Source organism: Pseudomonas sp. MWU12-2345, from assembly GCF_023242385.1.
Taxonomy (GTDB): Bacteria; Pseudomonadota; Gammaproteobacteria; order Pseudomonadales; family Pseudomonadaceae; genus Aquipseudomonas; species Aquipseudomonas gingeri_D.
In genome coordinates, this window is record NZ_JALLJA010000001.1 from 302,906 (window position 1) to 314,902 (window position 11,997).

General features: G+C 61.2%; 10 protein-coding genes. 7 read left to right on the plus strand and 3 right to left on the minus strand.

What is annotated here, in order from left to right:
* Positions 1-144: 144 nt before the first annotated feature.
* Both M5C71_RS01365 and M5C71_RS01370 read left to right on the plus strand, forming a co-directional pair.
* On the plus strand, positions 145-1,806 hold the full coding sequence (locus M5C71_RS01365; protein WP_103495136.1) for an MFS transporter: 1,662 nt from the start codon (positions 145-147) through the stop codon (positions 1,804-1,806).
* Positions 1,803-2,948 (plus strand): HlyD family secretion protein, encoded by a 1,146-nt coding sequence (locus M5C71_RS01370; RefSeq protein WP_248767053.1) that lies wholly within the window; start codon positions 1,803-1,805, stop codon positions 2,946-2,948. The genes M5C71_RS01365 and M5C71_RS01370 overlap by 4 nt, the downstream gene beginning before the upstream one ends.
* 7 nt (positions 2,949-2,955) lie before the next feature.
* On the opposite strand, the gene M5C71_RS01375 is transcribed toward M5C71_RS01370, so the two are convergent.
* Genes M5C71_RS01375 through M5C71_RS01385 form a run of 3 tightly spaced genes read right to left on the minus strand, consistent with a single transcriptional unit; the run spans position 2,956 to position 6,241 of the window.
* Positions 2,956-3,783: a metal-dependent hydrolase gene (locus M5C71_RS01375; protein WP_152739719.1), complete on the minus strand. Its 828-nt coding sequence runs from the start codon at positions 3,781-3,783 to the stop codon at positions 2,956-2,958.
* A 14-nt stretch (positions 3,784-3,797) separates the two neighbouring features.
* Positions 3,798-4,694 (minus strand): SDR family NAD(P)-dependent oxidoreductase, encoded by an 897-nt coding sequence (locus M5C71_RS01380; RefSeq protein WP_152739720.1) that lies wholly within the window; start codon positions 4,692-4,694, stop codon positions 3,798-3,800.
* Positions 4,691-6,241, minus strand: coding sequence for an NAD(P)/FAD-dependent oxidoreductase (locus M5C71_RS01385; RefSeq protein WP_248767054.1), 1,551 nt, complete (start codon positions 6,239-6,241; stop codon positions 4,691-4,693). Before M5C71_RS01385 ends, M5C71_RS01380 begins: the two co-directional genes overlap by 4 nt.
* Before the next feature lie 252 nt (positions 6,242-6,493).
* Here M5C71_RS01385 and M5C71_RS01390 point away from each other — a divergent pair, with 252 nt between their 5' ends.
* From M5C71_RS01390 to M5C71_RS01410, 5 genes are all read left to right on the plus strand, one after another.
* Positions 6,494-7,486 carry an alpha/beta hydrolase gene (locus tag M5C71_RS01390; protein WP_248767055.1) on the plus strand — a complete coding sequence of 331 codons (993 nt, stop codon included), beginning with the start codon at positions 6,494-6,496 and terminating at the stop codon, positions 7,484-7,486.
* Positions 7,487-7,728: 242 nt separating this feature from the next.
* Positions 7,729-9,006: an alkane 1-monooxygenase gene (locus tag M5C71_RS01395; RefSeq protein WP_248767056.1), complete on the plus strand. Its 1,278-nt coding sequence runs from the start codon at positions 7,729-7,731 to the stop codon at positions 9,004-9,006.
* Between the two features lie 138 nt (positions 9,007-9,144).
* Entirely contained in the window at positions 9,145-9,636 is a 492-nt protein-coding gene (gene praA / locus M5C71_RS01400; RefSeq protein ID WP_103495143.1) for an alkane oxidation protein activator PraA, read from the plus strand.
* 169 nt (positions 9,637-9,805) lie between these two features.
* Positions 9,806-10,297, plus strand: a complete 492-nt coding sequence (praB, locus tag M5C71_RS01405) for an alkane oxidation protein activator PraB (protein WP_103495144.1) — start codon at positions 9,806-9,808, stop codon at positions 10,295-10,297.
* Positions 10,298-10,419: 122 nt separating this feature from the next.
* Positions 10,420-11,862, plus strand: coding sequence for an outer membrane protein transport protein (locus M5C71_RS01410; protein WP_103495145.1), 1,443 nt, complete (start codon positions 10,420-10,422; stop codon positions 11,860-11,862).
* Positions 11,863-11,997: the final 135 nt, after the last annotated feature.

Below are 11,997 nucleotides of genomic sequence, written 5' to 3' on the forward strand. Positions count from 1 at the left end.
TCTACGGTAAACGCCCAAATGTGAAAAGCCTATGAAGAAGAGATGAACGACCTGTTGTTTTTGCTCAATAGACAGCGGCGATTCAGGTAATCTGTGTGGCCGCGCAAATAAGAGTCGCCTTCCGGTGTTTGGAGCAAGGCCCCGATGAACCAATACGCGCCGCACGACTGGCAGCCCCACGAGCGCCCCAGCCTGCCCGGATCGCCGTCGACGCCGTTGCATTCCACGCCCAGGCGCTGGGCCTATGCCATGGTCGGACTGCTGGTGGCCTTGACCGGCGGCCTCGGCAATTCGCTGGTGATCGCCAATTTGCCGTACCTGCAAGGCGCCCTGGGCTCGACCACGGCGGAGATCGCCTGGTTGCCGGCGGCCTATGTCATGACCAATGTCTCGATGAACCTGTTGCTGGTGAAATTTCGCCAGCAATTCGGCTTGCGAGCCTTCACCGAGGTGTTCCTGGTGCTCTATGCGCTGGTGACCTTCGGCCATCTGTTCGTCAATGACCTGAGTTCGGCGATTGCCGTGCGTGCGGCCCACGGCATGGTCGGCGCGGCCCTGAGTTCCCTGGGCCTGTATTACATGATCCAGGCTTTTCCGGCGAAATGGCGGCTCAAGGCCCTGGTGCTGGGGCTGGGCACCTCGCAGTTGGCGCTGCCCCTGGCCCGGCTGTTTTCCGAGGACCTGCTGCAGATCGCCGAGTGGCGTGGGCTGTATCTGTTCGAGTTGGGACTGGCCCTGGCGGCCTTGGGCTGCGTGTTCCTGCTCAAGCTGCCGCCGGGCGATCGCTTCAAGACCTTTGAAAAACTCGATTTCCTGACCTTTGCCATCCTCGCTACCGGCGTGGCGCTGCTCTGCGCGGTGCTGTCCCTGGGGCGGATCGATTGGTGGCTGGAAGCACCCTGGATCGGCATCGCCTCGGCGGCCTCGATCGTGCTGATCCTCGCCGGGCTGGCAATTGAACACAACCGCAGCAACCCGATGCTGATGACCCGCTGGCTGGGCAGCGGGGCGATGATCCGCCTGGGGCTGGCGGTGATCCTGATCCGCATGGTGCTCTCGGAGCAGTCCACCGGCGCGGTGGGCTTTCTCCAGGCCTTGAACATGGGCAGCGAACAGATGCGCAGCCTCTATGGGGTGATGCTGCTGGGCAGCATCGCCGGATTGGCGGCCAGTGCCCTGACCATTCACCCTGACCATCTGCTCAAGCCGCTGATCATTTCCCTGGCGCTGATGGCGGTCGGCTCGTCAATGGACAGCTTTTCCAACAACCTGACGCGTCCGGCCAATATGTACGCCAGTCAGTTCCTGCTGGCCTTCGGCGGGACCTTTTTCCTCGGCCCGACCATGGCCCTGGGCACCCGCAACGTGGTGACCAACCCGCGCAACCTGGTGAGCTTTTCGGTGTTGTTCGGGATCTGCAACAATCTCGGCGGCTTGATCGGCTCCGCGTTGCTGGGGACCTTCCAGGTGGCGAGGGAGAAATTCCACTCCAGCAGCATCGTCGAACACCTGACCCTGATCGATCCGCAGGTCGCCGCACGCCTGCAAAGCAGCAGCGCGGCCTATGCCGGGGTGATTTTCGACCCGTCGGCGCGCACCACCCAGGGCATGCAGGCGCTGGCCGCGTCGGCGACCCGCGAAGCGAATATCCTGGCCTATAACGATGTGTTCATGCTGATTGCGGTGATCGCGGTCCTGACCATGCTGTGGATCTTCGCCCGCAGCCTGTGGTTGCTCAGCATGAACAGGAAGATTGCCCGCAACGCCCCGTCTCCCACTCTCACCAGCGGTGCCCCTTCACGATGAGCGAACCTGCGACCACGACCAATGCCATTGCCGCCACCCCCGAAGGGGTCACCCCGGCCGGCGCTTCGTCCACCGAACCAAGGTCCCTGGGGGTGCGGATCGTCTCGTCCCTGGGCTTTGCCGCGATTGCCCTCACCGGTGTGCTGATCGTGTTGTATGCCTGGCAGCTGCCGCCGTTCGGCAGCGCTATCGAAAGCACCGAGAATGCCCTGGTGCGCGGACAGGTGACGTTGATCGGTCCGCAGCTCAGCGGCTATGTGTACGAAGTGCCGGTGCAGGACTTCCAGTTCGTCAAGGCCGGCGACCTGCTGGTGCGCCTCGACGACCGTATCTATAAGCAGCGACTGGACCAGGCCCTGGCCCAACTGGACGTGCAGAAGGCCGCCCTGGCCAACAACCTGCAGCAGCGCCGTAGCGCCGAGGCAACCATTGCCCAGCGCCAGGCGGCCCTCGACAACAGCCGGGCCCAGGTGCTCAAGAGCAGCGCCGACCTCAAGCGCAACGAAGCGCTGATCGCCGATGGCTCGGTGTCCCGGCGTGAACTCGACGTGACCCGTGCCGACCATGCCCAGACGGACGCGGCGGTGACCCAGGCGAAGGCGGCGCTGGATATTTCCCGCCAGGACCTGCAAACCGTGTTGGTCAATCGCGGTTCACTGGAGGCGGCGGTGACCAACGCCGAGGCCGCGGTGGAGCTGGCGCGGATCGATTTGTCGAATACCCGGATCACCGCTCCCCGGGACGGCCAACTGGGGCAGATCGGCGTGCGCCTGGGGGCGTATGTGAACTCCGGCGCGCAGTTGATGGCCCTGGTGCCGGATCGGCACTGGGTGATCGCCAATATGAAGGAAACCCAGATGGCGGATGTGCGGGTGGGGCAGGCGGCGAGTTTTACCGTCGATGCCCTCAACCATCGTCGTTTCTCTGGCCGGGTACAGCGTATTGCCCCGGCGACCGGCTCGGAGTTCAGCCTGCTGCAGGCCGATAACGCCACCGGCAACTTCGTCAAGATCGCCCAGCGGGTGCCGGTACGGATCATCGTCGACCCGGGGCAGGAGGAGATCGACCGGCTGCGCCCGGGGCTGTCGGTGGTGGTGAGTATCGATACCGCCAGTCAGGTCCAGCCTGTGGAGCCTGACTGACAGGCTATCAGGGGCGCTGCTTATCCATCGCCTCGACCAGGGCATCGATGCGTTGCAGATGCTCGCGGTTGTCATGGTCCCAGGGATGGAAGCCGGGCTTGAAGTAATCCAGCCAGGGCAGGGCGATACGCGGGAACACACCGTGGCGGCCGAACAGGTACTTGAGCATGGACCAGCAACCTTTGAGCGGATGACCGGCCTTGCGGTCGGCGATCAGCAGGCGCACATGAAAGTCGAACACCACCAGCCAGAACATCAGCGTGGTGCTGAGCATACTGCCGACACGGATCAGGTAGCGCCCCGGTCCCGGCTTGAGCGCGGCATTCCACACATCGAAGGCCACTGACTTGTGCTCGGTCTCCTCCAGCGCATGCCACATCCACATCTGCCGATAACCCTCGACCGAGTCGCCGAAGCGGCTCGGGTCGCGCAACATCAGATCAGCGAGCATTGCGGTGTAATGCTCCAGGGCAATGGTGATGCCCAGGTTGAAGGCGGGCGGGAAGTGCTTTTTCTGGAAGTCGAGGATTATCCGCAACCGTCGATCGAGCTTGTGCGCCGGCAGGCCGGCGGCTTGCAGCATGTCGTTGTAGCGCAAGTGCTCGCGGCTGTGCATGGCTTCCTGGCCGATGAAACCCTGGATCTGGCGCTTGAGCTCGGGGTCGTGCACCCGATCCCGGTAATGGCGCACGCTGTCCATGAAGAACAGTTCGCCGGAGGGAAACAGCAAGGACAGGGCATTGAAGAAATGCGTGACCCACGGGCCCTGGGCATGCCAGTCCTTGGCACGCTCGGCGGGCAGGTCGACACGGACATCACGGCGTACAGGCAGCATGGCTGGCACTCCTTTCAATTGAGACCGCCGGCGTCACTGGCGTCGGGCCGGGTCTTGCGTTTGCCCGAGGGCGACATGCGTCGGGTGACGAACACCACCAGGGCCTGATAGGCGCTGGGCAGCAGGCGCACCAGCAGGTCCAGGGCATGGGCGTCGCGGCCGATCAGCACCCGTCGACGGTTTCTTCGCACGCCGTGCAGGATCGTCCGGGCCGCCTGGTCGGCATCGGTGATAAAGAGTTTCTCGAAATCAGCCCGGGCCTGTTCCTCGTTGTCGATCAGCAGGCCCTTGACGTTGTCACTGATCCGGCTGGAACGGGCGATATCGGTCTTGATGCCGCCAGGGTGCACGCAGGTGGCCGAGACACCGATGTCCATCAGGTCGAGTTCCTGGCGCAAGGACTCGGTAAAGCCGCGCACGGCGAACTTGCTGGCGTTGTAGGCGCTCATCCCCGGTTGGGCGAACAAGCCGAACACGCTGGAGGTGTTGATGATATGGCCGTGGCCGGTCTGCCTGAGGTAAGGCAGGAAGGCCTGGGTGCCATGGACCACGCCCCAGAAGTTGATCCCGATGATCCAGTCGAGGTCTTCCTGGCTCATGCCTTCGATGGTACTCGACAGGGCCACCCCGGCATTATTGAACACCAGGTTGACGCCGCCATGCTCGGCCGCCGTGGCGGCCGCCCAGTCGAACAGAGCCTGGCGTTCGGCGACATCGAGGACCCGGGTGGTGATGCGCAGCGGTAGTAGCGCGGCGGCCCGGGCCAGTTCCAGGGTCTGTGCCAGGCCCTGGGGATTCTTGTCCGCCAGGGCCAGGTGGCAACCTTCGCGGGCCAGGGCAATGGCCAGGGCGCGGCCCATGCCGGCACCGGCCCCGGTAATGGCGGCGACTTTACCGTCGAAGGTCTTCATGGGTGGCCTCCGGGGGATCGGGCTTGAACGGGAGCCGGTTCCGGGCTTGGGGATATCCGGGCAGAAACCTTGTAATCGCCGAGCTGGAAATGACGCGTGACCTGACGGAAACGCCAGGTCGAGCCGGGCCAGAGGGTGGTGTTCTTGCCGGTGCGCGGGTCCAGGTACCAACTGCGACAGCCGCCGGTTGACCAGATCGCGCGTTGGAGCTGCTGCTGAAGCCGCTCGTTGTAGCGACTTTCCACTTCGGGCCTGATCTCCAGAGTCTCGATCCACTGGCTGCGCATTTGCGCAAGGGCCTGAAGGATATAGGTGACCTGGGCCTCGATCATCAGGATCATCGAGTTGTGCCCCAACCCGGTGTTCGGGCCGATGATCATGAAGAAGTTCGGGTAGCCCGGCAGGCAGCTACCCAGGTAGGCATGGGCGCCGTCGGCCCAGGCATCGAGCACATCGAGGCCGTTGCGTCCGATGATCAGGCCCCGGGGCAGGGGTTCGGTGGCCTGGAAGCCGGTACCGAAGATCAGGCAGTCGACGGGGTGGCGGACACCGTCGGCGGTGACCACGGCATCGGCCTCGACCCGCGTGACGGCCTGGCTGACCACTTTCACGTGGCTGCGCGCCAGCGCCGGATAGTAGTCGTTGGAAATCAGGATGCGCTTGCAACCGATGGTGTAGTCGGGCGTCAGGGTCTTGCGCAATGTCGGCGCGGCCACCTGGCGGTGCAGGTGGCGTACGGCAATTTTCTGTACCAGCTTCATCAGCTTCGGATAGCGGGCGAAGGCAATCACCCGGCTTTCCAGGGCCCAGTAAATGGCCGAGCGGGCCAGCCGTTGGGTAAAGGGCAGGTGTCGGAACAACCAGCGTTCGGCCGTCGACAATTCTCGATCCGGCTTGGGCAGGATCCAGGGTGGCGTGCGCTGGAACAGGCTCAGGTGCGCCACCCTCGGGGCGATCCGCGGCACGAACTGGATGGCACTGGCCCCGGTGCCGATCACCGCGACCCGTTTGCCTTCCAGTGCATAAGCATGATCCCAGTGCTGGGAATGGAAGCTTTTGCCCTGGAAGTCCGCCAGCCCCGGAATATCCGGCAGCGCGGGACGCGAGAGCCCACCCATGCCGGAAATCAGCACCCGTGCCGACAGCTGGCGTCCGTTGGCAAAGCTCAGGGCCCAGCGCTGTCGGCTTTCGTCGAACACTGCGCGGCTCAGGGCCATGTCGAAATGCAGGTGGGGAGTGACACCGAAATCCTTCGCGCAACGCTCAAGATAGGCACGGATTTCCGCCTGGGGTGCAAATTGCCGGCTCCAGTGCGGATTGGGCGCGAAAGAGAAGGAGTAGACATGCGACTGCACATCACAGGCGCAGCCCGGGTAGTGGTTGTCGCGCCAGGTGCCGCCCAGGCTGTCGGCCCGTTCGGCGACGAAGAAGTCGCTGATGCCGGCCTGTTTCAAGCGAATGGCCATGCACAATCCGGCAAAACCGGCGCCGATGATCGCAATATCAACGGCTTCGCCATCTGGCGGGGGTGACGAGTACGCATTCATGGTGTGTACCTCGATTGTGGCAACGCCTGCCGATGATTGGCGGCGCTGGATGAGTCCTCAGCATTGCATATTTAAATTAAATGTTTTAAAAAATAATTTAAATAACTTACCTGAAAATATCGCCTACGCTAGTGTTCTGCCGAACCCTGGCGACTCATCCGACCGATGGGCTTGTTTATCAGGTGTAGGCGATTCTCGAGGTGGCAGCCAATCCCGGCGCCGCGCCTTGGGCAGGGATGCAAGGGGCGAGCAATGGGATGGGGCGTTGGGGTTGCACTTTTTGCGGCGGCAAATGCCGCGCTATGGGTCATCAGCTCACGGATCAACCGGAGCATCGAAGCCGCGGTGCCCGCCGAGGGGCGTTTTATCGAGGTGGGCGGCGAATGGATTCATTATGTGGATGAGGGCAGCGGCCCGGCCCTGGTGATGATCCATGGACTGTCCGGCTGTGGACGCAACCTCACCTATACCTTGTCGCCGCGTCTGCGCGAAGAGTTCCGGGTGATTACCCTGGACCGTCCCGGCTCCGGCTATTCTTCCCGTCACCCGGGTGCCGAGGTTGATATCCCGGCGCAGGCCAGGCTGATCGCCGAATTCATCGGCAAATTGGACCTCGATCGCCCACTGGTACTCGGACATTCCCTCGGTGGCGCCCTGGCGCTGTCCCTGGCGCTGGATCATCCGCAGTCGGTTAGCGGCCTGGTGCTGGTAGCCCCCTTGACCCATCCCCAACCCCTCCTGCCTCCGGTGTTTCTGTCATTGGGGGTGAGGCCGGCATTCTTGCGCCGCTGGTTTGCGCGGGTCCTGGCCACACCCATCGGGATGCTCGGGCGCAAGGCCCTGATCAGGGCAGTGTTCGCTCCCGAGCCGCCGCCCGATGACTTTGCCGAGCGCGGCGGCGGGTTGCTGGGCATGCGCAGCGATAACTTCTATTGCGCCTCCAGTGAGATCGCCACGGTGAACAACGACCTCCCGGATATGGTCAGGCGCTATCCCTCCCTCAAGCTGCCGGTGGGCCTGATCTATGGCTCCAAGGACCGCGTACTGAATTACCGCAAGCACGGCGAATCGATGCTCGGCAAGCTGCCAGGCCTGTCCCTGGAGATTGTCGAAGGGGCCGGACATATGTTGCCGGTCACCGCCGTGGCGCCGGTGGTCGAGCTGGTCCGTAGCATCGCCCTGCGGGCAAAACCGCAAGCCGGGCTCGCCGTGGATCAGGCAACCCCGGTGCTGGGGGCTTCCTGAGCGAGCGGCTGGCAGGTTGATCCAGCGCGACGTGACGACATTCAACATTCGATAAAAAAATAGTTGACGAGCTAACGAAATCGGGCTAAATATTTAAAAAAATGTTTTGAATGTTTTTTTTAAAAGTGCAATTGAGCGATTAAAATAATGAAAATAACGCTTTCTGACGCATTTGCTTTCTTCCTGCCTGCCCATCAGTCGGATGCGCGGCCGTGTGCTGTTGTGACCCTGCGGAGGCTGCCATGAGCGCTTCCCTGGCGGCACCCGGGATCTGGACCGACGGCAAGCGGCATCTGTGGTGGCTTGGTGCTTTGCCAATGGCCACGCCACTCTTGTCCGGCCTGTTCGCCCTTGCCACCGGCATCCAGTCCTTGTGGTGGAGCGGGGTGCTGGTGATCTTCGGGCTGATCCCGATGATCGACGGCCTGTTTGGCGAAGACCGCAACAATCCACCGGAAACCATGGTTCCGGATCTTGAGAAACAGACCTACTACCGCTGGATCATCTACACCTGCGTGGCCCTGGTCACCCTGTCGATGATCAGCACCGCCTGGCTGGCGGCGGGCGGCATCGATTGGTTGATCGGCGGTGGTCTGCTGCGGCTCGGCGAGGCGTGGTCGTTGCACGGTGGTCTGGCGAGCCTGATGGGCTATATCACCGAGCGTGCCCAGGTGCACGGCAGCGTCAGTGCCTTCACCTACCTGGGTATGGCAATGTCCACCGGGGCCGCCACCGGGATCGCCATCAACATTGCCCATGAGCTGGGACACAAGACCCGGCCACTGGAGCAGTTCCTGGCGAAGTTGTCCCTGGCGCCGACCTTCTATGGCCACTTCTTCGTCGAGCACAACCGTGGTCATCACGTGCGGGTTGCCACCCCGGAAGACCCGGCCAGCTCCCGACTGGGAGAAAGTTTCTGGCGCTTCCTGCCGCGCTCGGTCTACCACAGCCTGCGTTCGGCCTGGCACCTGGAGCGTGATCGGCTGGGCAAGCTCGGGCTGCCGGCCCTGCACTGGAAAAACACCGTGCTCGGCGCCTGGATGTTCAGCGTGGTGATGTGGGGCGGCTTGATCCTCTGGCTGGGCAGCGCGGTAATTCCCTTCCTGCTGATCCAGGGGATCTACGGATTCTCGTTGCTGGAAGTGGTGAACTATGTCGAACACTACGGCCTGTTGCGCCAGAAGTTACCCAATGGCCGTTATGAGCGCTGTTCGCCACGGCACTCCTGGAACAGTAATCGGATTGTCACCAACATCTTTCTCTTTCAACTTCAGCGGCATTCCGATCACCATGCTTACCCGACACGCAGTTATCAGGCCTTGCGTCACTTCGATGAGTCGCCGCAACTGCCATACGGTTACGCAAGTATGATTGTCTGGGCCTATGTACCGTTTCTCTGGCGGCGGCTGATGGATCACCGGGTGTTGGCGCACTATCAGGGCAATGTGCGGCTGGCCAACTTGCAACCCTCCCGACGCTTGGAGTTATTAAAGCGCTACGGCACTCGTCACACGGATTGAATAGAACCATTGAATAACATGCCCATTTTTCAAAGTGCGCATGGCGGGAAGACTCACGCCAAGATTGGCGAAGGGGCCCCGGATGGAAGATGAAGTTGCTCCATAAAACAACAATAAAGACCAGGAAGGACGTCAGCCATGCACTCAATTCTATTAGCTTTTCGGGTACTTGCGGTACTGCTGGGTTTTTCGGCCGTGGCCCCGGCGTTTGCCGCCGCGCGGATGGAACCGGCCAATAGCGAGTTCAGCGCCAAGGGCCCGATCAGTTTTGCCAAGAGCATCATCAATGCCGACTGCACCATTGAAGTCAGCGGCCGGATCAGCGCCGACGGCAGTTATGCCAGTGTCGAGAAGGTCGGTTTCGACGGTGGCCTGAAGTGCGGCCAGGTCGAGGCCACGCACTTGCCCTGGAAGCTGGTGGCCAGGGACGAGGGCAGCGGCTCGATGTCCGGTATCCAGGTCACGGTGCACGCCCCCTTTGTCGGTGGTGATTGCGGGCCGACCACGGCAACCGGCACCTGGAACAACAGCAGCGGAAAACTCCAGGCGGCGGATGTGGCATTGGACGGCGGCTGCACCATCAAGACGGTATCGATCCAGATGCCGCCGAACTTTCGGGTTGTGCCCTGAATGGAATAACCCGTTATTGGACGGCTGTTAAAAAGTTATACAGCGGATTTTGAAAGTTTGGCTGGAAAAGGAAGCTCGGTCGCTGTTGCTGTCGTGGTACTCCGTGTTGTCCGTAAAGGCCATTACCCCCGGCGAAATGAATCGCCATACCATGTGAGGAATAACAACAATGAAAGGCATCAAGACGCTCGTCTCGTTCACGGCAATGGCTGTCTGCTTAGGCGCGGCATCCATGGTTAACGCGGCAACCATCACCAGCCCTGCTGCTGGAAGTTCATTTAGTGCGCCAGGTACCATTACAGTGAGTTCGCCGGCCTCGGGAAATATTCCGGTTCAATGTAACATCACTTTCAGCGGTACGGTCGCATCTGACAGTAAAACCGCCTCGATCACCAATGCCTCCGTCAGTGGCAGCAACTTTCTGTGTGGTATTCCGGTGATGCAAAACCTGCCCTGGACTCTGACACCGACCTCCACCACCACGGCAACAGTCTCGGGGGTCAGCTTCAAGATTCTTTCCAATTGCGGCACCGCCAACATTCTTACCAACTACGGTGGCGGCGCGCTGACTCTTTCGAGCAGCCCACAATCCGTCGGCACCTGCAAAATCACTCAGCTCAGCGTCTCACCGAGTCCGACCTTCGTCATTACCAACCCTTGAGGTTGGGTTGAGAACAACGTGCTGATCACTCGTTGATAAGACCGGCGCCTCTTCGGAGGCGTCTGTCGAGTGCTGGTGAGCCGGAATGATTTGTTGCGGTTGATAATAATAAGGAGCGGGGAATGAATAATAAGAAACAACAATTGCACGTCGCTGTCGCACTGGCAGTTTTGGGGGGGCTGGTCACAGCTGGGTCTGTCCAGGCCGGTGGGTTTTCGACACCGACCTACGGTGCACCTGGCTGGGGGCGTGCCTTCGGTGGTGGTTCACTGTTCAAGAATGATCCCAGCGCTGCCTACAACAACCCGGCGGCCATGGCCTTCATTGATCAGAATGTCGCGCAACTCACGGTCGACTATGCCCGTATCAAATTGAAGTACACGGGTACCGCTACCGATTATCAAGGCAATCCCGCGTCGACAACGCCAGTCAATCCCGATGGTTCTCTTGGCGATCCGATCCCGCTGACCGGCAATGGTGGCCAAGGCGGTTTTACGGCCTGGGTTCCAACCGGGTTCCTGGTCATACCGATCAATGATCGTTTTGCTTTTGGCCTCAGCCAGGTGGTTCCCCAGGGGATGCGCAGTACCTGGGATGAAGACTGGAAAGGCCGTGACTTTGCCGTGGATACCAAGATCGAGACCATAGGACTTACGGGCTCGCTGTCGTTCAAGGTCAACGATGCCTTTTCGGTGGGCGGCGGTGTCATCGTGCAACACACCAATGGGTTCGTCAGCCAGAACCTCAACCTGACTGGCGCGGCAGCCTTGTCCCCGGGGCTGGGAGGCATTCCCTTCCCATCGGGCGTCGGCTCGAACCTGATGCGCGTGAAGGTGGACAACACCTCGGTCGGCTGGTTTACCGGGGTGGTTTGGAAACCGACCGATAGGGACACCCTCGGGCTGAACTATCACGCCAAGATCAAGAACAAGCTGGAGGGCAAATACAATATTTACGCTGATTCGATCGGCAGGGAGTACACCACCCAACCGGTAGGGCCCAACGGAGAGACCCTGGTAGGGCTGGCCTATCCCGGACTCAGCCTCAATCCGGACGGTGCCAACGCCAGTACCCAGCTGGATATCCCCGCCACGGCCGGCCTGGACTGGGTGCATGTGTTCAATGATCGTTTCACCCTGGGTGTCAGTGCAACCTGGACCCAATGGTCGTCTTTCCAGGATCTGACGCTGAAGTCCAATGGCAATCTTATCGTCTCGATTCCCTATAACTACAAGGACACCATGATGTACTCGGTGGGCGGTGACTATCGGTTCACTGATCGCCTGACCCTGCGCGCCGGTGTGGCCTTCGACGAGACTCCGACCCGCAATTCGACCCGCGATCCGCGGATCCCGGACAACAACCGCTGGTTCACTTCCCTGGGCTTTGGCTATGAGGTCAAGGAAATACCAGGGTTGAGCGTCGATGGGGCCTATTCACACCAGTTTGTGAAAGATGCTCCGATCAATACCCAGAACGTAGATCGCCTGGGTGGCTCGACCCTGAATGGCAAGGTGGAAGCTTCCGGCGATGTGGTCAGTCTGTCGACGACCTACAAGTTCTGATAAGAGGTTGCGGCGGCCGTGACCGATCAAATGGGTTGAAAACACCGCGTAACTGCAGGAGCGAGGCTTGCCCGCGAAGCTTTTGGCGTCCTCAAAGACGCCATCGCCGGCAAGCTGGCTCCTGTTCGATTGCGA